This is a genomic window from Frigoribacterium sp. UYMn621, assembly GCF_040549525.1.
In the GTDB taxonomy this organism is placed as follows: domain Bacteria; phylum Actinomycetota; class Actinomycetes; order Actinomycetales; family Microbacteriaceae; genus Lacisediminihabitans.
This window is the reverse complement of record NZ_JBEPTM010000001.1, coordinates 1-23,911: the sequence shown is the minus strand read 5'-3', so window position 1 is coordinate 23,911 and position 23,911 is coordinate 1. Positions and strand designations below refer to the sequence as shown.

General features: G+C 66.5%; 28 protein-coding genes and 1 pseudogene. 24 read left to right on the top strand and 5 right to left on the bottom strand.

Annotated elements, in window-relative coordinates; genetic code table 11:
- Positions 1 to 75 precede the first annotated feature (75 nt).
- The 7 genes and pseudogenes from rpsF to ABIB54_RS00115 all read left to right on the top strand — a co-directional run.
- Positions 76 to 438 (top strand): annotated as a pseudogene (rpsF, locus tag ABIB54_RS00145) (30S ribosomal protein S6); the annotation flags it as partial.
- A gap of 126 nt (positions 439 to 564) precedes the next feature.
- The gene (locus tag ABIB54_RS00140; RefSeq protein WP_354573509.1) at positions 565 to 1,086 is read left to right on the top strand and encodes a single-stranded DNA-binding protein; all 522 of its coding nucleotides are present in this window, start codon (positions 565 to 567) and stop codon (positions 1,084 to 1,086) included.
- 74 nt (positions 1,087 to 1,160) lie between these two features.
- Positions 1,161 to 1,424 (top strand): 30S ribosomal protein S18, encoded by a 264-nt coding sequence (rpsR, locus tag ABIB54_RS00135; protein WP_185202019.1) that lies wholly within the window; start codon positions 1,161 to 1,163, stop codon positions 1,422 to 1,424.
- An 11-nt stretch (positions 1,425 to 1,435) separates the two neighbouring features.
- Complete coding sequence (rplI, locus tag ABIB54_RS00130; protein ID WP_185202018.1) at positions 1,436 to 1,888, top strand: 50S ribosomal protein L9; 453 nt, start codon at positions 1,436 to 1,438, stop codon at positions 1,886 to 1,888.
- A gap of 486 nt (positions 1,889 to 2,374) precedes the next feature.
- Positions 2,375 to 3,778: a replicative DNA helicase gene (dnaB, locus tag ABIB54_RS00125; RefSeq protein WP_185202017.1), complete on the top strand. Its 1,404-nt coding sequence runs from the start codon at positions 2,375 to 2,377 to the stop codon at positions 3,776 to 3,778.
- Between the two features lie 105 nt (positions 3,779 to 3,883).
- On the top strand, positions 3,884 to 4,615 hold the full coding sequence (locus ABIB54_RS00120; protein ID WP_354573508.1) for a hypothetical protein: 732 nt from the start codon (positions 3,884 to 3,886) through the stop codon (positions 4,613 to 4,615).
- On the top strand, positions 4,612 to 4,878 hold the full coding sequence (locus tag ABIB54_RS00115) for a hypothetical protein (protein ID WP_354573507.1): 267 nt from the start codon (positions 4,612 to 4,614) through the stop codon (positions 4,876 to 4,878). The genes ABIB54_RS00120 and ABIB54_RS00115 overlap by 4 nt, the downstream gene beginning before the upstream one ends.
- 28 nt (positions 4,879 to 4,906) lie before the next feature.
- On the opposite strand, the gene purB is transcribed toward ABIB54_RS00115, so the two are convergent.
- Together purB and ABIB54_RS00105 are read right to left on the bottom strand one after the other, a co-directional pair.
- The gene (gene purB / locus ABIB54_RS00110) at positions 4,907 to 6,295 is read right to left on the bottom strand and encodes an adenylosuccinate lyase (protein WP_354573506.1); all 1,389 of its coding nucleotides are present in this window, start codon (positions 6,293 to 6,295) and stop codon (positions 4,907 to 4,909) included.
- Positions 6,292 to 6,816: a low molecular weight protein-tyrosine-phosphatase gene (locus tag ABIB54_RS00105; protein ID WP_354574218.1), complete on the bottom strand. Its 525-nt coding sequence runs from the start codon at positions 6,814 to 6,816 to the stop codon at positions 6,292 to 6,294. The genes purB and ABIB54_RS00105 overlap by 4 nt, the downstream gene beginning before the upstream one ends.
- A gap of 162 nt (positions 6,817 to 6,978) precedes the next feature.
- On the opposite strand from ABIB54_RS00105, the gene ABIB54_RS00100 reads away from it, so the two are divergent.
- Positions 6,979 to 7,257 (top strand): hypothetical protein, encoded by a 279-nt coding sequence (locus tag ABIB54_RS00100; RefSeq protein ID WP_354573505.1) that lies wholly within the window; start codon positions 6,979 to 6,981, stop codon positions 7,255 to 7,257.
- The gene (locus ABIB54_RS00095) at positions 7,235 to 8,698 is read left to right on the top strand and encodes a hypothetical protein (RefSeq protein WP_354573504.1); all 1,464 of its coding nucleotides are present in this window, start codon (positions 7,235 to 7,237) and stop codon (positions 8,696 to 8,698) included. Before ABIB54_RS00100 ends, ABIB54_RS00095 begins: the two co-directional genes overlap by 23 nt.
- Here ABIB54_RS00095 and ABIB54_RS00090 read toward each other — a convergent pair.
- A complete protein-coding gene (locus tag ABIB54_RS00090) occupies positions 8,664 to 9,062 on the bottom strand; it encodes a phage holin family protein (protein WP_185202011.1) in 399 nt (132 codons plus the stop codon). The genes ABIB54_RS00095 and ABIB54_RS00090 overlap by 35 nt on opposite strands.
- Before the next feature lie 98 nt (positions 9,063 to 9,160).
- Here ABIB54_RS00090 and ABIB54_RS00085 point away from each other — a divergent pair, with 98 nt between their 5' ends.
- From ABIB54_RS00085 to ABIB54_RS00070, 4 genes are all read left to right on the top strand, one after another.
- On the top strand, positions 9,161 to 10,267 hold the full coding sequence (locus ABIB54_RS00085) for a histidinol-phosphate transaminase (RefSeq protein WP_354573503.1): 1,107 nt from the start codon (positions 9,161 to 9,163) through the stop codon (positions 10,265 to 10,267).
- A gap of 103 nt (positions 10,268 to 10,370) precedes the next feature.
- On the top strand, positions 10,371 to 11,471 hold the full coding sequence (locus ABIB54_RS00080; RefSeq protein WP_354573502.1) for a thiamine pyrophosphate-dependent dehydrogenase E1 component subunit alpha: 1,101 nt from the start codon (positions 10,371 to 10,373) through the stop codon (positions 11,469 to 11,471).
- Entirely contained in the window at positions 11,468 to 12,445 is a 978-nt protein-coding gene (locus ABIB54_RS00075) for an alpha-ketoacid dehydrogenase subunit beta (RefSeq protein WP_354573501.1), read from the top strand. Before ABIB54_RS00080 ends, ABIB54_RS00075 begins: the two co-directional genes overlap by 4 nt.
- A gap of 13 nt (positions 12,446 to 12,458) precedes the next feature.
- Positions 12,459 to 13,820: a dihydrolipoamide acetyltransferase family protein gene (locus ABIB54_RS00070; RefSeq protein WP_354573500.1), complete on the top strand. Its 1,362-nt coding sequence runs from the start codon at positions 12,459 to 12,461 to the stop codon at positions 13,818 to 13,820.
- Positions 13,821 to 13,878: 58 nt separating this feature from the next.
- Here ABIB54_RS00070 and ABIB54_RS00065 read toward each other — a convergent pair whose 3' ends face one another.
- Positions 13,879 to 14,247, bottom strand: a complete 369-nt coding sequence (locus ABIB54_RS00065) for an SdpI family protein (RefSeq protein WP_354573499.1) — start codon at positions 14,245 to 14,247, stop codon at positions 13,879 to 13,881.
- A 121-nt stretch (positions 14,248 to 14,368) separates the two neighbouring features.
- Here ABIB54_RS00065 and ABIB54_RS00060 point away from each other — a divergent pair, with 121 nt between their 5' ends.
- From ABIB54_RS00060 to ABIB54_RS00015, 10 genes are all read left to right on the top strand, one after another.
- Positions 14,369 to 15,274 (top strand): metal ABC transporter solute-binding protein, Zn/Mn family, encoded by a 906-nt coding sequence (locus ABIB54_RS00060; RefSeq protein ID WP_354573498.1) that lies wholly within the window; start codon positions 14,369 to 14,371, stop codon positions 15,272 to 15,274.
- Positions 15,275 to 15,284: 10 nt separating this feature from the next.
- Positions 15,285 to 16,100, top strand: a complete 816-nt coding sequence (locus ABIB54_RS00055) for a metal ABC transporter ATP-binding protein (protein ID WP_354573497.1) — start codon at positions 15,285 to 15,287, stop codon at positions 16,098 to 16,100.
- Positions 16,097 to 16,999, top strand: coding sequence for a metal ABC transporter permease (locus tag ABIB54_RS00050; protein ID WP_354573496.1), 903 nt, complete (start codon positions 16,097 to 16,099; stop codon positions 16,997 to 16,999). The genes ABIB54_RS00055 and ABIB54_RS00050 overlap by 4 nt, the downstream gene beginning before the upstream one ends.
- The gene (locus ABIB54_RS00045) at positions 16,996 to 17,400 is read left to right on the top strand and encodes a Fur family transcriptional regulator (protein WP_354573495.1); all 405 of its coding nucleotides are present in this window, start codon (positions 16,996 to 16,998) and stop codon (positions 17,398 to 17,400) included. Before ABIB54_RS00050 ends, ABIB54_RS00045 begins: the two co-directional genes overlap by 4 nt.
- 87 nt (positions 17,401 to 17,487) lie before the next feature.
- Positions 17,488 to 17,940, top strand: coding sequence for a hypothetical protein (locus tag ABIB54_RS00040; RefSeq protein WP_354573494.1), 453 nt, complete (start codon positions 17,488 to 17,490; stop codon positions 17,938 to 17,940).
- 171 nt (positions 17,941 to 18,111) lie between these two features.
- A complete protein-coding gene (rpmB, locus tag ABIB54_RS00035; RefSeq protein ID WP_185202000.1) occupies positions 18,112 to 18,348 on the top strand; it encodes a 50S ribosomal protein L28 in 237 nt (78 codons plus the stop codon).
- Entirely contained in the window at positions 18,348 to 18,515 is a 168-nt protein-coding gene (gene rpmG / locus ABIB54_RS00030; protein ID WP_185201999.1) for a 50S ribosomal protein L33, read from the top strand. Before rpmB ends, rpmG begins: the two co-directional genes overlap by 1 nt.
- Before the next feature lie 2 nt (positions 18,516 to 18,517).
- Positions 18,518 to 18,823 (top strand): 30S ribosomal protein S14, encoded by a 306-nt coding sequence (rpsN, locus tag ABIB54_RS00025; RefSeq protein WP_185201998.1) that lies wholly within the window; start codon positions 18,518 to 18,520, stop codon positions 18,821 to 18,823.
- Between the two features lie 117 nt (positions 18,824 to 18,940).
- Positions 18,941 to 19,228: an HU family DNA-binding protein gene (locus tag ABIB54_RS00020; protein ID WP_185201997.1), complete on the top strand. Its 288-nt coding sequence runs from the start codon at positions 18,941 to 18,943 to the stop codon at positions 19,226 to 19,228.
- Between the two features lie 117 nt (positions 19,229 to 19,345).
- The gene (locus ABIB54_RS00015; protein WP_354573493.1) at positions 19,346 to 21,307 is read left to right on the top strand and encodes a bifunctional copper resistance protein CopD/cytochrome c oxidase assembly protein; all 1,962 of its coding nucleotides are present in this window, start codon (positions 19,346 to 19,348) and stop codon (positions 21,305 to 21,307) included.
- A gap of 39 nt (positions 21,308 to 21,346) precedes the next feature.
- Here the strand turns inward: ABIB54_RS00015 and ABIB54_RS00010 are convergent, their stop codons facing one another.
- Positions 21,347 to 22,315, bottom strand: coding sequence for a hypothetical protein (locus ABIB54_RS00010; protein ID WP_354573492.1), 969 nt, complete (start codon positions 22,313 to 22,315; stop codon positions 21,347 to 21,349).
- Positions 22,316 to 22,437: 122 nt separating this feature from the next.
- On the opposite strand from ABIB54_RS00010, the gene ABIB54_RS00005 reads away from it, so the two are divergent.
- Complete coding sequence (locus ABIB54_RS00005) at positions 22,438 to 23,736, top strand: ATP-dependent DNA helicase (RefSeq protein WP_185201995.1); 1,299 nt, start codon at positions 22,438 to 22,440, stop codon at positions 23,734 to 23,736.
- Positions 23,737 to 23,911 lie beyond the last annotated feature (175 nt).

Sequence of the window (23,911 nt, the reverse complement as noted above, 5' to 3'; positions counted from 1 at the left end):
TTCGGACAACGATGCCAAAACCCTCCTGCCACAGATCGTCTGTGGCCGTTCTAGTCCAAAGGAGGTGGGTTAGTTATGCATCAGTACGAACTAATGGTAATTCTCGATCCAGAGATCGATGAGCGCACCGTGGCTCCGAGCCTCGATAAGTTCCTCAACGTCATCCGCAATGATGGTGGTTCGATCGACAAGGTCGACGTCTGGGGACGTCGTCGCCTGGCGTACGAGATCAACAAGAAGACCGAAGGCATCTATGCCGTCGTCGCCCTCACCGCGAACCCCGACGCCACCGTCGAGCTCGACCGCCAGCTGAAGCTCAGCGAAGCGGTCATGCGCACCAAGGTGCTCCGCGCCGAGGAAGCAATCGCTCAGGTCGCCGAGGCAGCGAAGCTCTCCGCAGAGAAGGCCGCCCGCAAGGCAGCTGCCCCCGCGAAGGCTGGAGCCGCCGCTGGTACAGCGACGAAGGCGGCGGATGTCGCATCCGCTCCCGCGACGAGCGCAACGCCTGCCGCTCCGGCTGCAGCCGAGGCTCCGGCAGTCGAGTCCGCGAGCGCGGAGTAGCACATGGCCGGCGAAACCGTAATCACCGTGGTGGGCAACCTCACGAGCGACCCGGAGCTGCGCTACACGCAGAACGGGTTGGCGGTTGCCAACTTCACCATCGCATCCACCCCGCGCACCCTTGATCGGGGCAGCAACGAGTGGAAGGACGGCGAAGCACTCTTCCTTCGGGCGAGCGTCTGGCGCGAGTATGCCGAGCAGGTGGCCGGATCCCTCACCAAGGGTTCCCGCGTCATCGCGATCGGTCGACTCAAGCAGCGCTCCTACGAGACCAAAGAGGGCGAGAAGCGCACCAGCATCGAGCTGGAGATCGACGAGATCGGTCCGAGCCTCCGTTATGCGACCGCACAGGTCACCCGCACCTCCCGTGAGGGCGGCGGCGGCAATGGCGGTGCACCTCGGGTCAGCCAGGGCGCCAACGAGCCGTGGGCGGCATCCGCTCCCGCCTCGGCGTCATCGGCGAGTGCTGCAGGCGGAGACGTCTGGAACACCCCGGGCAGCTACAACGACGAGACCCCCTTCTAGGTCTCACCATTCACGGTCTCGACAGCGTCGCTGAAGCGATCTGCTCGACCAACACTTACTGAAAGCAGGAAACCATGGCTGGAAAGAGCAGCGGCGATCGCCGCAAGCCCCTCCGCACACTCAAGGGCGGCAAGAACGCCGCCCCGGCGAAGTCCATTCGCGTCGGTGTCATCGACTACAAGGACATCGCAACCCTTCGCAAGTTCATCTCGGAGCGTGGAAAGATCCGCGCCCGTCGTATCACCGGTGTCTCCGTGCAGGAACAGCGCCTCATCGCCCGTGCGGTCAAGAACGCACGCGAGATGGCACTGCTCCCCTACGCCGGCTCAGGCCGTTAGGAGCAACGGACATGTCTAAATTGATTCTCACGCACGAGGTCACCGGCCTCGGTGCTCCCGGAGACGTCGTCGACGTCAAGACCGGCTACGGCCGCAACTTCCTCATCCCCCAGGGCTTCGCTGTCGCGTGGACCCGCGGTGGCGAGAAGCAGGTCGAATCGATCAAGGCCGCCCGCGTCGCACGCGAGCACGCCACGATCGAAGAGGCGCAGGACCTCAAGGCGAAGCTCGAGGCAACCACCGTCAAGCTGACCGTCAAGGCCGGCGAAGGTGGACGCCTGTTCGGGTCCGTGAAGACGACGGATGTCGCAGAGGCCGTCGCCGCAGCCGGACTCGGTGCCGTCGACAAGCGCAAGATCGAGATCTCGTCTCCGATCAAGGCCACCGGCCAGCACGAGGCAACCGTGCGTCTTCGCGATGACCTCGTCGCCACGATCACCCTCACGGTAGTCGCCGCGAAGTAACAGAATTGCCGCTCCTCACAGAGGGGGTAGCAGGAGGCTTTCGCCTCCCGCTACCCCCTCTTTGCGTGTCAATTCACTGACGTATTCGCCGTGCCGACCAGTGCTTTGTACACAACCTCTCCGCTGCGGGCTCCAACCCTCAACCCGCACTCTAGACATGTTTCTACACATCAGTAGAACTCATGGAAATCCCTGATCAGCGCCCTAATTTTGATCAAAAACCCATAGTTATACACAGATAAGTGCACAGGTTGTTCACACGACTCGCGGCGTTTCGCGCAATCTACTAACACTTTTATCCACAGGCTGGACTTGCATCGTCTGATGCGAGCTTGCTGAGCATGCGAGGCATCCCTAGTGTGTAGCAGTGCCGCCCGCGAGATCGGGTCGCCTGCGACTGCCTGGGGTGGATGTCGGGAGCTTTCGGTAGAACGGGAAGCGGCACAACTGCATCATCAACACGCACGAAGAGAGAGTGGGCGAGCCATGTCGATAGCCCACCTGGGGCTGGCACCGAGCCAGGGTGACGGATCCGTCCGCGACTCCGGACAGCGCGAATCCGCGCAGCGCGCTTCCGAGCGCATGCCGCCCTACGACCTCCTTGCCGAACAGAGCGCCATCGGCGGCATGCTGTTGAGCAAGGATGCGGTGGCCGACGTCATCGAGTCGGTTCGAGCGGTCGATTTCTACATCCCCAAGCACGAGATCATCTTCGACGCCATCCTCTCGCTCTACGCGCACGGTGAACCGACCGATGTGATCGCCGTCACCGATGAGCTCACCAAGACCGGTGAGTTGATCCGGGCCGGCGGGGCGGAGTACCTCCACACGCTCACCGGAATCGTGCCGACCGCCGCGAACGCGGGGTTCTACTCCACGATCGTCGCCGAGAAGGCGGTGCTGCGCCGCCTGGTGGAGGCGGGCACCCGCATCGTCCAGATGGGCTATGCCAGCGAAGGAGAGGTCGTCGACCTCGTCAACAACGCGCAGGCGGAGATCTACGGCGTCATGGGCGGCGTCGAGGCCGAGGACTTCGTGCCGCTCACCGTCGCCGTGACCACGGCCATCGACGAGATCGAGGCCGCCCGCGGTCGCGACGGCTCAATGACGGGGGTGCCCACCGGGTTCGCCGAACTCGACGAGCTCACGAACGGCCTGCACGGCGGGCAACTGATCATCGTCGCTGCCCGCCCCGCCCTCGGAAAGTCGACTCTCGCTCTCGACTTCGCGCGCGCGGCCTCGATCAAGCACGACATGCCGTCGATCTTCTTCTCTCTCGAAATGGGGCGCTCCGAGATCGCGATGCGATTGCTGTCGGCGGAGGCCGCCGTGCCTCTTCAGAGCATGCGCAAGGGAACGCTGCACACCGAGGACTGGACCAAGATCGCCTCGACCCGCGGGCAGATCAACGACGCCCCGCTCTACATCGATGACAGCCCCAACATGACCCTGGTCGAGATCCGGGCGAAGTGCCGCCGGCTCAAGCAGAAGGTCGGCCTCAAGATGGTGATCATCGACTACCTGCAGCTCATGACATCGGGTAAGAAAGTCGAGTCCCGCCAGCAGGAGGTGAGCGAGTTCTCCCGCGCGCTCAAGCTGCTCGCGAAGGAGCTGCAGGTTCCGGTGATCGCGCTGTCGCAGCTCAACCGTGGCCCGGAACAGCGTTCCGACAAGATGCCAGCCCTCTCCGACCTTCGGGAATCCGGTTCGCTCGAGCAGGATGCCGACATGGTGATCCTCCTCCACCGCGACAGCGCCTACGAGAAGGAGAGCACCCGACCGGGCGAGGCCGACCTCATCGTGGCCAAGCACCGCAACGGTCCGACCAAGACGATCACGGTGGCGTTCCAGGGACACTTCTCGCGCTTCCAGGACATGGCCCCGGCCTAGGGTCGACCCCGGGGTTGCTCACGGGCAGCGAAGCGTAAACTGTGCTCGGTCGTCCACCGGGCGGCTGTCGCCGCGGGCGACCGGGCAGGCAAGAGAGGGTTGGTCGTGGCACTCACCCCCTCGTCAAGCTCTCGCCCGGCACAGCCGGGTGCGGATGCCGCTCAGCGGGCCGCCTACTGGCCGATGCCGATCGCCCGTGCGGTGCCCGCCGCTGCTCTCGCCATCGTGATCACCTTCTCGGCCGACCATTCGGCGCAATTCGGACTCACCGCCTTCGGCGTCTACGGCATCGTCGCCGGGCTCGTGCTGGGCGTCGTGGCCTGGGTACGCCTCGCCGACGCGGGTGTGCGCCCCTACTTCCTCACGCAGGCCGCGGTCACCCTCATCGCGGGAATCGTCGCCCTGTCGGTGCGAGCCGGTCACACGGGTGCCAGCGAGGTGCGATTCCTCTTCCTCCTGCTCACGATCTTCGCCGCCGTGACCGGGTTCCTCGAGCTGTACAGCGGGATGCGCAGCAGGCGGCGTTTCGTGGCATCCGGCGACTGGATCGCCGTGGGCGCCCTCACGGTGCTCGCCGCCCTCGCCTTCCTGCTGATCCCCCCGGACTACCGGCAGAACTACAGCGGACCCGACCATGTCAAGCGCGTGCTCGATGCATCAGTCGTCGCGGTCGGAGCGCTCGGGGCCTGGGCGGCCATCACCACCGTGTTCCTGGTCATCGCCGGACTCTCCGCCAAATGGGGAACCCAGGCCGTCGCACCCGTGCAGGGCGTGGAATCCTCCGCACCGGACCCAGCCGAATCCGTGCACCAAGCAGAGAGCGAGAACCGAGCGTGACCGCTCAGAACAGCAACCGCCCGAGCCGACGCGATCGCCTCCGGCCATTCGAGTACGTCGTCATGGCTGCCGTCGTGGCCGCATTCATCGCCTTCGTGGTCGTGTTCAGCACCCGCGAAGTGACGCTGGCCCTCGTGTTCGGGGGCATCACCTTCATCGTTTCACTCGTCGTGATCGCGATGCTGGCTCTCGCGGTGAAGCCCGACGACGCCGAGAAGGTCGACCTCACCGAGCAGGACCACCAGTCAGACAGCGGCCACTAGGCTCACCCGAGTCCAGAGGCGGTGCCGGTTACGCCTTCGCGGCGTAGTCGACCAGGGCGCTGGCGAGTCCGGCGTACCCGGCCGGAGTCAGAGCCACCAGCCGTGCTTTCGCCTCGTCGCCGATATCCAGAGCCTGCACGAAGGCCACGAGTTCGGCCTGGCCGACGCGCCGACCGCGCGTGAGCTCCTTCAGCATCGCGTAGGGGTCGGCGATCGAGCTTCTGCCGGCAGTGACTTCCGCGCGGATCACGGTCTGGATGGCCTCTCCGAGCACCTCCCAGTTGCCATCGAGGTCTTCGGCGAGCCGGGCGGTGTTGACGGCGATTTCGCCGAGCCCGCGTTGGATGTTGTCGAGAGCCAGCACGGAGTGTCCGAGGGCGACCCCGATATTGCGCTGGGTGGTGGAGTCGGTGAGGTCGCGCTGCAGCCGCGAAGTGACGAGAGTGGCGGCGAGGGAGTCGAGCAGTGCGCTCGACAGCTCGAGGTTGGCCTCGGCATTCTCGAAGCGGATCGGGTTGATCTTGTGCGGCATCGTGGACGACCCGGTCGCGCCGGCCTGGGGTATCTGGGTGAAGTAGCCCATCGAGATGTAGGTCCAGATATCGGTGCAGAGATTGTGCAGCACGCGGTTGGCGTGGCTGATGCGCTGGTAGAGCTCCGCCTGCCAGTCGTGCGGCTCGATCTGGGTGGTGAGCGGATTCCAGTCCAGCCCGAGCGAGGTCACGAACTCGCGCGAGATGGCCGGCCAGTCCTGGCTCGGGTCGGCCGCGACATGGGCGGCGAAGGTGCCGGTGGCGCCGCTGAACTTGCCGAGGTATTCCACAGCTTCGATCTGGGCCAGGATGCGACGCAGCCGGCCCACGAACACGGCGAACTCCTTGCCGACGGTCGTCGGCGTCGCGGGCTGGCCGTGAGTGTGCGCCAGCATCGCATCCGCCCGGTGGTCGACTGACCTCGAGTACAGCGCGTCGATCACGCCGGTGATCTTCGGCAGCCAGACCTCGGTGACAGCAGCGCGGATGGTGAGCGCGTAGGAGAGGTTGTTGATGTCTTCGCTCGTGCACGCGAAGTGTGTCAGCTCCGCGACATCCGTGAGCCCGAGGTCGATGAGGCGCTTGCGCACGTAGTACTCGACGGCCTTGACGTCATGCCGGGTCGTGGCTTCGAGAGTGGCGAGTTCGTCGATATCGGGCTGGCCGAAGTCGGCGACGAGAGCGCGGAGGGAGCGCGCCTGCTCGGCGTCCAGCCGGTGGGATCCGAACATCTCATGGTCGGTGAGATAGAGCAGCCACTCGACCTCCACCTGCACGCGCGCCCGGTTGAGCCCGGCCTCGGAGAGGTGTTCGCCGAGACCGGTGACGGCGGCGCGATAGCGGCCATCGAGGGGGCTGAGTGGTTGTTCGGGAAGCGGAGTCATGAGGGTACCCGTCGTATTCCTGGTTCGATTTGGCGGAACAGGGCCGCGCTGGCTTTTTCGATCATGCCGAGCACGCCGTCGAACATGGCGGCATCGGAGTAATAGGGGTCGGGCACATCCACCTGCGCGGCCTGTTCGCTGTCGAAGCTCAACAGCATCTGCACCTTGCCACGGTCCTGCTCGGTGTTCGCCCAGGCGCGGAGGATGCGCTCCTGGCTGCGGTCGAAGACCACGACGAGGTCGAGGTTGTCGAACCATTCCGGGTCGAACTGCTTCGCTCGGTGACGGGAGCCGTCGTAACCATGGGCGCTGAGCGCCGACGTCGTGCGGGAATCCGAGGGTTCGCCCACGTGCCAGTCACCGGTGCCGGCAGAGATCACCGTGATCGCACCCTCGTACCCGGCCCTCTTCACGAGCTCTCGAAAGACCGTCTCGGCCATGGGAGAGCGGCAGATGTTGCCGGTGCAGACGAAACAGATGCGGAAGAGCGCCGACTCGTCGAGGGTGCGGTCGAAACTCATGCGCCCATTCTCCCGCACATCGCGGTTGCCGGCCACGTGGATGCTCCTCCACAGCCGTTGGCGTCCACGGAGAGTGCGCCGATGCCACTCCCCCGCCGTCAGGCACCTCCCCCGCGGCCGACGATAGGCGCAGCAGACCGCAGACACAGTGAAGGAGTGCGGATGACCATCGGCGGGGTGAGCGGAAACGGTGTGGATGTCGCGCTGCACCGGCAGCTTGTGGCGCTCGATCGGGTAGCGGGTCGCATCGCCCATGCCCGGGCGGTGATGCCGTCCGCGGCGGGTGAGGGGGTGTGGAGCGGCGACGCGCGCCGCATGTATGTGCGCGGCCTTCAGCACTTGTCTGCCCTGGTGCAGTCGGCCGAATCCCAGCTGGATGACGCCATCCGCAACACCCGGCGAGCCATAGCGACGCTCGATGACGGTTCTCATGGCCGGTGACCTCGTCATCGGCGGCGGGGGATCCGTCGCGGTTGCCACCTCAGAGCTGTTCGAGGATGCGCGAAGACTCGCTGAGCTGCGGGCGCTGCTCACGGAGTGCCACCGGCAACTCGTGGTGATCGACCGAGTGGTCGGGGTCGCCCAGCTCAACGACCTCGCAGCCCCGTCGAGTGCGCTCGCCGCGGAACGGGCGATGGATGACGCGTCAGCCGCACTCGCCCGCGCGGCCCCCGCGGCCGAAGGCCTCCACCTCGCACTCATCGCGTCCGCCGACGCCTATGGCATCGGTGAAGATCTCGCCGAACGGCTCGCACAGGATCTCGCCGGTCGATTCGGCGCGATGCTCGGCCTGTTTCTGCCGGCGATCGCCCTCGAACTGTTGCCCGAGATCCTCGGTATCGGAGCGGGCGTGGCCTTGGGCATCGCACTGCTGCCGCCCGAGAAACGCGCGGCACTGTTCCGGGTGTTGCCGCAGTGGCTGCAGGGCAAGAGCGTGCTGCTCACCGACCCGAGGGTGGTGCAACTCGTGCGCCTCACGGTGATGAGCGCTGATGACTTCGGCGGAGGCCTCCTGAAGCTCCCCCCGGAGCTCGTGCACGCCATCGGCGACGAGGGCCTCGGGCTGGTGGGGCTGGCCACGTCATCCACCGTCGTTGTCGGCATCGCGGGAACCCGGGGCGCGCTCTCGGAGACGGCGGTCTCCGTGACCCGGGCGGGCGCCACCATGCCGGCGACCCGGGCCGAGAGTTACAGCGACCGGGCCGCCCGGGTGCCGCAGGGCGCCGCTCAGGTGCGTGTCGACAGGTACTCGCAGCCGGGTGAACCCGACAGGTTCGAGGTCTACATCGGGGGCACCCGGGACTTTTCGCTCGAGCCCGGATCCGAGCCCTGGGACATGACGAGCAACATGAATGCGGTCGCGGGTCGGGAGGCGGGGTCGTACAAGGCGGTGACCGAGGCGATGGCCGACGCGGGAGTCACCTCGGCATCCCCCGTGCTCTTCACCGGGTATTCGCAGGGCGGGCTGATCGCGGCGGAGCTCGCGGCATCCGGCGATTACGACACCCGCGGCCTGTACACACTGGGTGCTCCGGCAGCGCAGGTGGAGGTGCCATCCAGCATCCCCTGGGTGGCTCTCGAGCACAGCGACGACATCGTACCGGCGGTCGGCGGGAGTTGGGCGTCCGCCGATCCGGTGCTGGTGCGTCGGCAGCTCTTCGCCGATAAACCGGTGTCGACGGAGGTGCTGTTCCCGGCGCACCAGCTCTCCGGCTATCGCGAGACGGCAGCCCTCGTCGATGCCTCGCACGAGACCCGGGTGGTCTCCGCGCTCGCCGGCTTTGATCGGTTCGGCGACGGCACCACGCGGGTCGACTCCACCCTGTACCGCGGGGTGCGTGAGGCCTCTAGCGCCGATCCCGCCCGACGATCGGGCGGATGAGGATGCCGATGAGCCAGCTGAGCAGAGCGAGCACCAGGGCGCCGAGCACCCCCCACCAGAAACCGTCGACCACGAGGCCGAAGCCGAGGAGACCGGAGATCCAGCTCACCAACAGTAGAAGGAGGCCGTTGACCACCAGGGCGAGGAGCCCGAGCGTGAGGATGTAGAGCGGGAAGGCGACGATTCGGATCAGGTTGCCGATCACCCCGTTGACGATGCCGAAGATGAAGGCGACGAGAAGATAGGTGAGCACCACCGCGAGGGTGTCCTGCGGCGGAAACGCCACGACCGTCACGCCGGCCACGATGAGGGTCGTCAGCCAGAGGGCGACAGCGTTGACCACAAGGCGCACAAAGAATCTCATGCGTCCACTATGCAGCCCTGCCCGTGAGCCACGCAATCGATCGGTGCCAGAGCGCCAGCCCCCGGATGTTCCCGCCGGGCTGCCCGTAGGCTTGAGCCGTGACCACCCCGCCCCCCACTTCCGTTCGTCTGCGTCCGGAGATTGTCGCGCTCGCGGCCTACGCCCAGGGCAAGCCCGCGGACACCGACGCCTTCAAGCTGTCATCCAACGAGAACCCTTTCGACCCCATCCCCGAGGTCGTTGCCGCGATCGCGGCGAGTTCCGGGGTCAACCGCTACCCGGATGCCTCGGGCGTGGAACTGCGGGCTCGGCTTGCGGCACGCTTCGGTGTGCGCACCGAAGAGGTGCATCTCGGCGCCGGCTCGGTGTCGATCCTCGCCCAGCTCATCTCGGCAGCCGCGGGACCGGGTGATGAGGTCGTCTACTCCTGGCGCTCATTCGAGGCCTACCCCGGACTCGTCGCGGTGGCCGGGGCGACCAGCGTGCCCGTGCCGAACACCGCGGACCACCGCCACGACCTCCCCGCGATGCTCGCGGCGATCAGCGACCGAACCCGGGTCGTGATCGTCTGCAGCCCGAACAACCCCACCGGGGCGATGGTGACCTCCGCCGAGTTCGCCGGATTCATGGCGGCGGTGCCGACTGACGTCCTGGTGATCCTCGATGAGGCCTACGTGGAATTCGTCACCGACGAGTCCGCCGTGGACGGCAGCACGCTCAGCGGAAAATACTCCAACCTCGTCGTCGCGCGCACCTTCTCCAAGGCCTACGGCCTGGCCGGACTGCGGATCGGCTACGCGGTGGGTCCCGAGTACATTCTCGACGCCGCGCGAACGACATCCATCCCCCTGTCCGTCACCGAGGCCGCCCAACGCGCGGCTCTCGTGTCGCTCGACCACGAGAAGACTCTCCTCGAGCGGGTCCATCGCCTCGCCGTGCTGCGAGATGAGGTGTGGCGGGCGCTGCTCGACCAGGGTTGGGAGGTGCCGCGTCCGCACGGCAACTTCGTCTGGCTGCCGACCGGGGCACAGACCGCCGCTGCGGCCCAGATCTTCTCGGCCGCGGGAATCGTGGTGCGACCGCTCGGTGCCGATGGCGTCCGGGTCTCGATCGGCGAATCTCAGTCTGTGGATAAACTCCTAAAGGCCGCGGCCGAGGTTGTGCGCACCCTACCAATGCGACAGTCCGAGCCCGCGTTAGATTAGAACGTCGCGGAACGAGCCCGCCCGAGGGCGTGCCGAAACCCCGACCACCCTGCACCCCGAACGACAACAGGACTGTGAGGCCACCGTGGCAGGATCCGAACACATGGTGCAGCTTCTCTCAACCGATGGCACCCTCCAGACGGATGACGCGGCGGCGGAGTATCTTCCGTACATCGATGCGCTCTCGGATGACGAACTGCGCCAGTTCTACCGCGACATGGTCATCACGCGACGTTTCGACCTCGAAGCCACCAACCTCCAGCGCCAGGGTCAACTCGCGCTCTGGCCGCCGAGCCACGGGCAGGAAGCCGCTCAGGTGGGCTCGGCCCGCGCCGCCAGGTCTCAGGATCACCTCTTCCCCTCGTACCGGGAACACTCGATCGGCATGATCAGGGGCGTCGACGTCGTCGACATCGTGCGCCTGATGCGCGGTGTGACCAACGGGGGCTGGGATCCCGCCGCCTGCGGCAACTTTCACCTCTATACCCTCGTGCTCGGATCGCAGGCCCTGCACGCCACGGGCTACGCGATGGGCATCACCCTCGACGGGGAGACCGGCACGGGCGATCCAGAGACCGATCGCGCGGTGATGGTCTATTTCGGAGACGGCGCGACCAGCCAGGGGGATGTGAGCGAGGCGCTCGTCTTCGCGGCGAGCTTCAACGCCCCGGAGGTCTTCTTCCTGCAGAACAACCAGTGGGCCATCTCGGTGCCGGTGCGGGTGCAGTCCCGCACGCCGCTCTACCAGCGCGCGGGTGGCTTCGGCATGCCCGGCATCCAGGTCGACGGCAACGACGTGCTCGCGAGCTATGCCGTCACGCGAAAGAACCTCGACGAAGCCCGTGCCGGCCAGGGTCCCCGCCTCATCGAGGCCCTCACCTATCGCATCGGCGCGCACACCACGAGCGACGATCCCACGAAGTACCGCATGGATGCCGAGACCGCGTCCTGGGTGGCGAAAGATCCGATCGTCCGGTATGCCAGCTATCTCAGGGGTCGCGGAGAGGGCGAGGACTTCTTCGCCGCCGCCGCGTCCGAGGCAGAGGACTTCTCGGCCGATCTTCGCCGTCGTACCCTCGAGCTCACGGTGCCGTCGACCGATCTCATCTTCGATCACGTCTACTCGGAGCAGCATCCGCTCATGGATGCCCAGAAGCAGTGGCTCGCCGACTACGAGGCGAGCCTGGGGGGCAGCACCCGATGACCGAGGAACTCCCTCTCGCCAAAGCGATCAATGCCGGACTGCGCAAAGCCCTCGCCGACGACCCCAAGGTGCTGCTCATGGGTGAGGACATCGGCCCTCTCGGCGGCGTCTTCCGCGTCACCGAGGGCCTGCAGGCCGAGTTCGGGGAGCGTCGCGTGTTCGACACGCCGCTGGCCGAATCCGGCATCATCGGAACGGCGATCGGGCTGGCGATGCGCGGCTACCGCCCGGTCTGCGAGATCCAGTTCGACGGTTTCATCTTCCCGGGCTTCGACCAGATCACCTCCCAGCTGGCCAAGATGACGAGCCGCCACGAGGGCCTCATCACCATGCCCGTGGTCATCCGCGTTCCCTATGGCGGGCACATCGGTGCGGTGGAACACCACCAGGAGAGCCCAGAGGCGTACTTCGCCCACACTCCGGGCCTGCGCGTCGTCAGTCCGAGCACCCCGAATGACGCGTACTGGATGATCCAGGAGGCGATCGCGTCCAACGATCCCGTGCTGTTCTTCGAGCCAAAGAGCCGCTACTGGCACAAGGGTCCGGTCGACTTCGAAGCGAGCGCATCCCCGCTGCACTCGAGTCGGGTGGTTCGCACCGGAACCGAGGTGACCCTCGTCGGACATGGCGCGATGGTCAACGTGCTGATGCAGGCGGCAGAACTCGCGCAGCAGGAAGGCACGAGCGTCGAGGTCATCGACCTGCGCTCGCTGTCGCCGATCGACTACGCGCCGATTCTCCGCTCCGTGCAGAAGACCGGTCGACTGGTCGTGGCATCCGAAGCGCCCGGATCGGTGAACATCTCCGCCGAGATCGCCGCGACCATCACCGAGAAGGCGTTCTACTCCCTCGAGGCCCCCGTGCTGCGGGTCTCGAGCTTCGATGCGCCCTTCCCGCCCGCAAAGCTCGAGACCGTCTACCTTCCGGATGCCGACCGCATCCTCGAGGCCGTCGACCGCGCACTGGCCTACTAGCTAAAGGAACGCCGTGACCAGCTCAGAATTCACCCTCCCGGATGTCGGAGAAGGCCTCACCGAGGCGGAGATCGTCTCCTGGAAGGTCAAGCCCGGCGACGAGGTGGCGGTGAACCAGGTACTCGTGGAGATCGAGACCGCGAAGTCCCTCGTCGAGCTGCCCTCGCCCTTCGCCGGAACGGTCACCGCGATCCTCGTGACCGAGGGGACGACAGTGGATGTCGGAACTCCGATCATCTCCGTGTCCTCTGGCGCAACTCCGGCAGTCGTCGACGTACCGGTTACCGAGGGCGCCGACACCGTCGCCGACACCGCCGGCAGCATCTCCAGTGAATCGGGCGATGGCGGCGGCGCGGTGCTTGTCGGCTACGGCATCAAGGGCCACGTCGCCTCCCGCCGCACGCGCCCGGCGGCTGCCGGCGCCGGCGATGGCTCCACGCGCACGGCTTCCGGTATCGCGGCATCCGCCCCCGAGGCGGCTTCCCGCCCGAGCTCGGTGCCCGCGGCATCCGCCTCCGCGATCATCGCCAAGCCGCCGATCCGCAAGCTGGCCAAGGACCTCGCGGTGAGCCTCTCGGACGTGACCCCCACCGGCCTCGCCGGCGAGATCACCCGGGAGGATGTCGTGCGCCAGGCCTCGCAGGGCACCCTGTTCCGAAACATCGAGACGCCGGCCTGGGGAAGCGACCGCGAGGAGCGCATCCCGGTGAAGGGGGTGCGCAAGGCGATAGCGGCGGCCATGGTGTCCAGTGCGTTCACCGCTCCGCACGTGAGCCTCTTCGTCGACGTCGACGCCACTCGCACCATGGAGTTCGTCAAGAGGCTCAAGAACTCGACCGACTTCGCGGGGGTGAAGGTGTCGCCACTGTTGATCATGGCGAAGGCGATGATCTGGGCCGTTCGTCGAAACCCCACGGTCAACGCGCAGTGGACGGACACCGAGATCATCGTGAAGCACTACGTGAACTTCGGCATCGCCGCCGCGACTCCCCGCGGGCTCATCGTTCCGAACATCAAAGAGGCACAGGAGCTCTCCCTGCGTGAGCTCGCCTCCGCGATCGAACAGCTCACCATCACCGCCCGCGACGGCAAGACCAGCCCGGCCGACCAGGCGGGTGGCACCATCACGGTCACGAACATCGGTGTCTTCGGCATGGACTCCGGCACGCCGATCCTCAATCCCGGCGAGGTCGCGATCCTCGCCATGGGCACGATCAAGCAGAAGCCCTGGGTGGTCGACGGCGAGGTGCGGCCGCGCTTCGTCACGACCCTCGGCGCGAGCTTCGACCATCGCATCGTGGACGGGGATGTCGCGAGTCGCTTCCTCGCCGATGTCGCGAGCGTCATCGAGGAGCCCGCACTGCTTCTGGACTGAGAGGGTCCGACGGTCTTCCGTCACGAGCATCCCCCGAGCATCCCCTGAGCGAGTGCGGCTACCCGGTGCCCTGTTCGGCATCCTGTTCCGCGCCCAGCTCGGTCAGCGCCGCCCGGTTCGCGAGGAAGCCAGCAACGACGGTGGATCCGAGCAGGATCACGGTGGCGCCGATCGAGAGTAGTTGCGCGGCGTCGGCGGACCGGACGACGAGCGCGGAGAGTGCGACGACCACCGTGGCGGCGCCGCCGATGAGCTCCGCGGGCACGGCCGCCCGGTGACCGGCGCGCCAGGTCGAGTCGTTGATCATGACGCTGCGGAGGCGGATCCCCGCCAGCGAATTGACGGGGATCAGCCCGCGTGCGCAGCCGATCGTGATGCCGACGATGATCAGCGCGAGGGCCGCGACGGTGATGGATGCGATGAACATTCGTCAATTCTATGAGGGGGGAATCCCGGGTCACAGCTGTTCGCGGTCACTGCCTCCGCCGGGTGTACTATTGATAACGAATCTCATTACCGTTAACCCTCTCCCTTAGAAAACCATCACCGTGCGCGCAAAAATCGTCCCCATCCTCTCCCTCGGCCTGGCGCTGAGCCTCGCGCTGGCCGGATGCTCGCCGTCGTCGCCGCAGAAGGACGACGGTCTCATCCATGTCGTCGCGTCCACCGATGTCTACGGTGACATTGCGAAACAGATCGGCGGGGATCTCGTGTCGGTGACGTCGATCATCTCCAGTCCCTCCCAAGATCCGCATTCCTACGAGGCCGACGCACAGGTGCAGCTGTCGCTGTCGAAGGCCGACGTGGTGATCCAGAACGGCGGCGGCTATGACGACTTCGTCGACACCCTGCTGAAGGGTGCGAACAACCCCAGGGTGGCGCTGCTCAACGCCGCGACTGTCTCCGGTTACGACCAGACGCCAGCGACCGGGGAATTCAACGAGCACCTCTGGTACGACTTCCCCACCGTGACGAAGGTGGCCGCGAAGATCGAGTCGACCTATGCGAGACTCGATCCGAAGCACGCCGCGACCTTCGCCGCGAACGGGGCGACCTTCGCCAGCGCGGTGAGCACGCTCGAGTCGAGTGAGGCGTCGATCAAGGCCTTTGCCGCGGGAGAGGGTGCGGCGATCACGGAGCCCGTGCCGCTCTATCTGCTCGATGCGATGGGCCTGGTGAACAAGACGCCGCAGAAGTTCAGTGCCGCGATCGAAGGAGGAACGGATGTCTCACCGCTCGTGCTCACCGAGACCCTCGCGCTCTTCAGCGGCCATGCCGTGAAACTGCTCGCCTACAACGCCCAGACCAGTGGACCGCAGACCGAGCAGGTCATCGCCGCGGCGAAGAAGGCGGGAGTCGCCGTCGTGCCCGTGCGCGAGACGCTTCCCGCCGGCAAGGACTATCTCGAGTGGATGACCGACACCGTCGCGGCGATCTCCGCCGCTCTCAAGTGAGGCGCCCGCGATGACGACGCCCGTTCTCAGCCTCCGCCAGGCGACCCTCTCCTTCGGATCCCGCACCCTCTGGAACAATCTCAATCTCGAGGTGCAGCCGGGAGAGTTCCTCGCGGTTCTCGGGCCCAACGGCACCGGAAAGACGAGCCTGCTGAAGACGATCCTCGGCCAACAGCAGCTCAGCTCCGGCACCATCGAATTCCTCGGAGGGCCCGTGGCGCAGGGCAGCAGACGCATCGGGTACATCCCGCAGCAGAAGCTGCTGGACGAGGGGACGCCCCTCCGGGCCCGCGATCTGGTGGCGTTCGGGGTGAATGGAAATCGCTGGGGACTCCCCATCAACTCGCGGGCCGTTCGACGGCAGGTGGACGGCATCCTCGAATCGGTGGGCGCGACGGACTACGCCGACGTGCCGGTCGCGACGCTCTCGGGCGGGGAACAGCAGCGGATCCGGGTCGGCCAGTCGATCGCCGGCAACCCGAGCCTCTTGCTCTGCGACGAGCCGCTGATCTCCCTCGACCTGCACAACCAACGCCAGGTCAGCGAGCTCATCGATGCGCAGCGGAAGGCCCTCAACACCGCGGTGGTGTTCGTGACGCATGATGTGAACCCGATCCTCGAAATGGTCGACCGGGTGCTCTATCTCGCCGGCGGCCGGTTCCGGGTGGGAACCCCGGACGAGGTGCTGCGCAGCGAGGTGCTGTCCTATATGTACGACACCCCGGTCGAAGTCATCCGCAGTCGCGGCCGCATCGTCGTGCTCGGTGCGCCGGAGGGCTACGGGGTGCACGATCATCTGGAGCATCACGTCGGGGTGGCGACATGAACCCCGACCTCTGGCACCAGATCTTCGGTTTCGACAACTACGGCGAGCTCCTGGCCCTGGTGAGGAACTCGATCATCGCCGGCGCCCTCCTCGGTGTCGTCGGCGGTCTCATCGGCCCCTTCGTGATGATGAGGGACCTCGCCTTCGCGGTGCACGGCATCAGCGAGCTGAGCTTCGCCGGGGCATCCGCGGCCCTGCTCTTCGGGGTGAACGTGGTGGCTGGATCGATCGGCGGCTCCTTGCTCGCCGCGCTGCTCATCGGCGTGCTTGGCGCCAAGGCCCGCGAACGCAACTCGATCATCGCGGTGCTGATGCCATTCGGCCTCGGCCTCGGCATCCTGTTCCTCGCCCTCTACCCGGGGCGAAGCGCCAACAAGTTCGGGCTCCTCACCGGTCAGATCGTCTCGGTGGACAACCCTCAGTTGCTCATGCTCGTGATCATCTCCGTCGTCGTGATCGCCGCGCTCTTCGTGATCTGGCGTCCGCTCAGCTTCGCGAGCGTCGATGCGGATGTCGCCCGCGCGAAGGGACTGCCGGTCACCGGGCTCTCGATCGCGTTCATGGTCCTGCTCGGTCTCGCAACGGCGGTGTCGATCCAGATCGTCGGCGCGCTCCTCGTGCTGTCTCTGCTCGTGACACCTGCCGCCGCCGCGATGAAGGTGACCTCGTCCCCCCTCCTCACTCCCCTGCTCAGCGTCGCCTTCGCCGTCACCTCGGTCGTCGGCGGCATCCTGCTCGCGCTCGGAGGCGGCCTGCCGATCAGTCCCTACGTCACGACGATCTCCTTTCTCATCTACATCGTCTGCCGCGTGATCGGTGCGCGCCGCGCCCGCCGCGGAGGCAGTGGTCGGCTCACCCCCGCGGCGACACCCGTGACAGCATCGGCGGTGGGGCGATGACCGCGCCGGCCCGCAAGAGGAACACCTGGCAGCGGGAGGCGGTGCGCTCCGCCCTCGGGGCGGACGACGGATTCGTCAGCGCCCAGGGCCTCCACTCCACGTTGCGCGAATCGGGCTCGCCGATCGGGCTCGCGACCGTCTACCGGGCGCTCGCCGAGCTCGCGACGGAGGGCGAGGCGGACTCCCTGCAATCCCCCGAGGGTGAGAGCCTCTATCGAGCGTGCACGCCGGGCCAGCACCACCATCACCTCATCTGCCGCAACTGTGGCCTCACCGTGGAGATCGAAGCGGATGCCGTGGAGCGCTGGGCGCAGTCGGTGGCCTCCGAGCACGGCTTCACCCAGCCCCACCACGTCGTCGATGTCTTCGGCCTCTGCGCTGCATGCTCACGGGCCCGCTGAACAGGTCGTCGCAGCGGAGTTCGTCGCACCGGCGAGCCCCCGGCTAGGCTCGGTGGGCACGTCACCAAAACTTCTTGGGGGAACCTCATGTCCACGCTGTCTCGCACCGCGCTCACCACTGTCCTGGCCGGCGTCGCGCTCGCCGTCGCGCTCACCGGCTGCAGCTTGGGCTCGCCAGCCCCGAGCGCGTCTTCGACCGCGGCATCCACCCAGTCGAAGGCGGCCGCCTGTAAGTCTCTCGAGACCTCGGTGAGCGCGTCGACCACCGAGTTGGCGTCGAGCTTCGGCGCGATCGCCACCAATCCCGACAAGGCGATCACCGGGCTCCAGTCCGTGGCAGACGCCTTCGACAGCGGGCTGAAGAAGGTCTCCAACGCCGAGGTGAAGAAGGCCGGAACGGCAGCGGATGACTCGATCAAGGAGATGATCGTGCAGGTGAAGGCCGTGATCGGCAAGACCTCCGCCGACACCACCAAGCTCAAGGCCGCCGTCACCGACGTGCAGGCCCAGTTCACCGCGATCGGCAAGATCTGCTCCTGAGCCGGTCTCGCCTTGCGAAGAGTGGGCGGCATCCGTAATATGGGACGTTGCTACGCGCATTCTGCGCTGTGGCCTGTACACAATCCCCCCGCGATCGTTTGGTGGGCTGTGTGTGCCGACAAGAAATCTTGGGTAGGGACACCTCGTCCCTACGGTAATCGGAGGAAAACCATGGCCGCAGTGTGCCAGGTGACTGGAGCCGTTCCCGGCTTCGGACACAACATTTCGCACTCGCACCGCCGGACGAAGCGTCGCTTCGACCCGAACGTGCAGAAGAAGACGTACTACGTTCCGTCGCTCAAGCGCAGCGTCACGCTGACGCTCAGCGCCAAGGGCATCAAGGTCATTGATGCTCGTGGCATCGAATCAGTGGTCAAGGACATCCTGGGCCGTGGGGTGAAGATCTAATGGCAAAGCAGCAGGACGTCCGTCCGATCATCAAGCTCCGTTCCACCGCCGGCACCGGTTACACCTACGTGACCAAGAAGAACCGCCGCAACGACCCCGACCGCCTCGTGCTGAAGAAGTACGACCCGGTAGTCCGCAAGCACGTCGAATTCCGCGAGGAGCGCTAACCATGGCGAAGAAGAGCAAGATCGCTGCCAACGAGCAGCGCAAGATCGTGGTCGCGCGCTATGCGACCAAGCGACTCGAGCTGAAGAAGGCTCTCGTCGACCCCGCATCCTCCGATGCCGAGCGCGAAGCCGCTCGGCTCGGACTGCAGAAGCTTCCGCGCGACGCCTCTCCGGTGCGCGTTCGCGGTCGTGACGCCATCGATGGTCGTCCGCGTGGTTTCCTCAGCCAGTTCGGGGTCTCCCGCGTGCGTTTCCGCGATATGGCTCACCGGGGCGAATTGCCCGGTATTACCAAGTCAAGCTGGTAAATTACAGGCGGTTGCGGGGTCACACGCCCCAATGCCTCAGTTCCATCCAAGCAAAAGAACTGTTCTCGCGAGCAGCAATCTATGTTCTGAGAAGCACAACGTCCGAGGAGGACTTCAATGGCTGACAAGTCACTAAACCGTACCGAGCTCGTCGCGGCAGTTGCCGCTGAGTCTGGCCAGAGCCAGGCTGCAGTGAACGGCGTCCTCGACGCTCTGTTCTCCACTCTCGCCACTTCGGTCGGCGAAGGCACCAAGGTCACGATCCCGGGCTGGCTCGCGGTCGAGCGCACCCACCGTGCCGCTCGCGCCGGACGCAACCCGTCCACGGGTGAGGCCATCCAGATCAAGGCGGGCTACGGCGTGAAGGTCAGCGCCGGAAGCAAGCTCAAGGCCGCTGCAAAGTAGTCTTCGCTTCTCCTCTCGAAGGGGATGCCGACCTCAGGGTCGGCATCCCCTTCGGTCGTTAAGAACGGCCCCCACCAGCGGGGCGGAGGCCCAGTTTGCTCGCCTAGGCTGGACCTCGTGCCTCGGATCGTGAGAATCGCCGGTCCAGCGCTGCTCCTGGTCGTTGCCTTCGCATCCCTGCTCGCCGCGCTGGCGTTCGGTCATGCCGCCGACGCGCCCCGGCTGATCGATCCCGGAGCCCTCGTGCGCTACGGCCTGCCGATCGCGACCATGCTGTTCAACCTGGGTGTCGCCGTCACGCTCGGCTCGCTCGTGCTGCTGTGTTTCGCCATGAGCGCGGACCGGCCCGAGTTCGCCGCCACGCTCGATATCGCCGCCGGAGCCGCCGGATTCTGGGCCATCGCGTCCGCTGTCACCGGCTTCCTCACCTTCATGAGCTTCTACACGAAGCCGATCAGCCTCGACGCGAACTTCGGCGGGGTGCTCGGCGACTTCCTCACCAACAAGGAGATCGGCCAGGCCTGGCTCGCGAGCACTCTCGTGGCCGCCGTGGTCACGGTGCTGTGCTTCGCCGTGCGCAACCGCACCATGCTCGTCTTCGTCACCGCCTTCACGGCGGTCGGCCTGGTTCCCCAGGCCCTGCAGGGGCATTCGGCGGATGCCGCCGGCCATGATGCGGCCGTCACCTCCCTCGGTCTCCACGTCGTCTTCGCGGCGATCTGGCTCGGTGGGCTCGTGACCATCGTGTTCATCCGCAAGACCCTCGATGGTGGGCGGATCGGGCCGATCATCTCCCGCTATTCGACGCTCGCCATCATCTGCTTCGTCGTGGTCGCAGCCTCGGGCTATGTGAATGCGGCCCTGCGCGTCGGCACGATCACCCAACTGCTCACGCCCTACGGCATCCTCGTGCTCGTCAAGATCTTCGCGCTGCTCGCCCTCGGACTCTTCGGGCTCGGACAGCGGAGGTTCCTCGTGGCGAAGATGCAGTCCTCGGTCAACAGCGGCGACCGGTTCTTCTGGTGGCTCATCGCCGCGGAGCTCGGATTCATGGGACTGGCCTCCGGGGTCGCGGCCGCTCTGGCGAAGACAGCGACCCCCGTGTCGCAGGATGCCACCCTCACGAGCCCGGCCTGGATCCTGACCCAGGCGCTACTGCCGCCCGAGCTCACCTTCTCGCGCTACTTCACCACCTGGAACTTCGACATCCTCTGGGTGCTGCTCATCGCCTTCCTGGCGTTCTTCTACATCGCGGGCGTGGTGAGGCTGCACCGCCGTGGCGACAAATGGCCGGTGCATCGGCTCGTCGTCTGGCTCGCCGGGCTCGCCCTGCTGTTCTGGGTGACCAACGGGGGAATCAACGTCTACGAGAAGTATCTGTTCAGCGTGCACATGCTCGGGCACATGCTGCTCGGCATGATGATCCCGGTGCTTCTCGTGCCCGCCGCTCCCATCACGCTCGCCCTCCGCGCGATCGCCAAGCGTTCGGATGGCAGCCGCGGTGCGCGCGAGTGGATCATGCTGTTCGTGCACTCGCGGGCATCCGCGGTGCTGTCCAATCCGATAGTGGCGGCCGCGCTGTTCGTGGTCTCGCTCTGGGTGTTCTACTACACACCGCTGTTCAGTTGGGCCACGACCGACCACATCGGACACACCTGGATGATCGTGCACTTCCTGATCACCGGGTACCTCTTCGTGCAGGCACTGATCGGCGTCGATCCGCTTCCCTATCGCGCTCCCTACCCGATGCGTCTGCTCGTGCTGCTCGGCACGATGGCCTTCCACGCGTTCTTCGGGCTCTCGCTCATCACGGGCACCGGACTGCTGCTCGCCAACTGGTACGGGGCCATGGGTCGGGCCTGGGGCGTGAGCGCGATCGCGGACCAGCAGACCGGCGGTGGCATCGCCTGGAGCGTGGGGGAGATTCCGACGATCATCCTCGCCATCACGGTGGCGATCATGTGGTCGAAGAGCGACGCGAAGGATGCGAAGCGTCTCGATCGCAAGGCGGAGCGTGACGGTGACGCCGAACTGATGGAGTACAACCGGATGCTCGCCGACCGGGCCGGCCGTCGTTAGTGAGGCGCCCCGCCTCGACCGCGGGGCGCTCCGGCCGCCTCAGTACTGGGCGGTGATCACCGGGCTGCCATCGCCGGCGAAGGTGATGACGTAGCGCACGGTGAACGGCACGTCGTCGTCGAAGGTCGAGAGGCTGCCGTCGAAGATCGACTTCACCTTCACCATGAGGTGGGCGAGCCCCCCGGTCTCGGGTATCTGCCAACTCCCCGAGTTCGCCCCGGGCACGATCGTGACGATCGGGTAGCTCACGATCGACCAGGTGGGAGCATCCTGCAGCCGGTCGGTGATCTGAGTGCCCATCGGGCAGCCTGTGGGCAACAGCACCTTCTGCGTCGTGCACGCGGCGAGGAACTTGTCGAGTTGCTTCTGTACCTCTCGAACGAACACCGGATTGGCCTGGATGTCGACAGTCGCGTCCGTGACGCTCGCCGGTTGATCGACGAGGGGTGTCACCCTCGCCGCCTCGAGATAGGTCGAGTCGTGGGTCAAGACCACTCGACTCGGAGTGAGCACACGGTAGGCATGAGCGACGTCGGGCGTGACGGGGGGCAGCGCCACGCCGTTGGCCCGCACGCCACTGCCGTGCTTCACGGTGATGCTCAGCAGGCTCTGCGGAGATTGGACGAAGCGCCACGCCGAGAAGACTCCGAGGCGCTGGCCGCTGTGCTCAACGACGAAGGATGAGGTGCTCTCGATCCCCCCGATCGTGTAACCGTATAAGACGGTGTGGCGCCCGCCGCCGTCATCCGTGTCCCTCACCAGGTGGATGTCGGTGAGGGAGGCGAGCGCGGCGGGGGCGAGGAGCTCGTCGGTTCCCGTCGGGCTGACGTCGACCCCGGGCATCCGGCGCGCGCCGTCCACATCGTGCCGGGCGACGGCGGAGAGGTAGGAGGAGACGAATCCCGAGGCGCTGTAGAGGGTGAGGTTGAGGGTCGTGACCGTGCCGAGGAATGCCAGCAGGAGCACCCCCACCAGCATGAGCCAGCGGGCGAGAATTCGGGGCGGCATCTCCACATCCTAGGTGGCGCTTCCGTGCCCGGCTTCTCAACAGGAGGGCGCCGCGCGCCGATCGACAGGCGCCGGCGGCGGTAGATTGGAGTGCTGTCCGGATGCCGGGAGGGAGGAGCGTCGTGGCCGAATTCGCACTCTCCGCCGAGCAGGCAGCCGTCTTCGAACTCATCGAGAACACCCGCGAGAACATCTTCGTCACCGGTCGCGCCGGCACCGGCAAGTCCACGCTGCTCAACCATCTCTCGTGGAACACCGCGAAGCAGGTGGTGATCGCGGCGCCGACCGGTGTGGCGGCGCTCAACGTGGGCGGGCAGACCATCCACTCGCTCTTCCGCCTTCCGATCGGGGTGATCGCCGACCATGCGATCGATCAGGTGCCCGAGCTGCGCAAGCTGCTCAACACCATCGACACCCTGGTGATCGACGAGGTGTCCATGGTCAACGCCGACCTGGTGGATGCCATCGATCGCAGCCTGCGGCAGGCGCGCCAGAAGCCGTTCACCGCGTTCGGGGGCGTGCAGGTGGTGCTGTTCGGTGACCCCTATCAGCTCGCCCCGGTGCCAGGCGATGCCGATGAGCGCGCCTACTTCACCGACCAGTACCGCTCGATGTGGTTCTTCGACGCGAAGGTCTGGCAGGAGACCGAGCTGCGCATCTTCGAGCTGACGACCATCCATCGCCAGCATGAGGCCGAGTTCAAGTTCATGCTCAATGCGGTGCGCCACGGCATGGTCACCGCAGAGATCGCGGGGCGCCTCAACGACACGGGCGCCCGGCCCGCGCCGACGGATGGCACGATCACCCTCGCCACCCGCAACGACACCGTCAACCGCATCAATGCTGCGGCCCTCGCCCGGCTCCCCGGGGCCGTCAAGACGGCGAAGGCCGATGTCTCGGGAGAGTTCGGCGGGCGGTCATTCCCTGCCGACGAGTCCCTGCAGCTCAAGGTGGGTGCGCGAGTGATGTTCCTGCGCAACGATTCCGCCGGTGAGGGCGGCCAGCGCTGGGTGAACGGCACGGTGGGCACCGTCACCAAGATCTCGTCGACCGTCTTCGTGGAGGTCGATGGCGAGGTGCACGAGGTGCAGCCCGCCATCTGGGAGAAGTTCAAATACACCTATTCGGCGTCGACGAAGACACTGAAGAAAGACATCGTCGCCGAGTTCACCCAGTTTCCACTGCGACTTGCCTGGGCGGTCACCATCCACAAGTCTCAGGGCAAGACCTACGATCGCGCGATCGTGGATCTCGGATCGGGCACCTTCAGCGCCGGTCAGACCTACGTGGCGCTCAGCCGCCTCACCGAGCTCGAGGGCCTCTACCTCTCGCGGCCGCTGCGGCCGAGTGACATCCGCGTGGATCCCGATGTGCAGCGCTTCATGAGTGGTGCCTCGGCACTGCCGGGCATCGAAGCGTAGCGCGCCGGGAGCGGCCCGGCCGCAAAGCGGGCCGTCGCGGGGGGGGGGGGGGGGGGGGGCGGGCCCCCCCCCCCCCCCCCCCCCCCCGCCGCCCCCGCCCCCCCCCCCCCCCCCCCCGCCCCCCCCCCCCCCCCCCCCCCGGGGGGGCGGGGCGGCCGCCCCGGCCCCGCCCCCC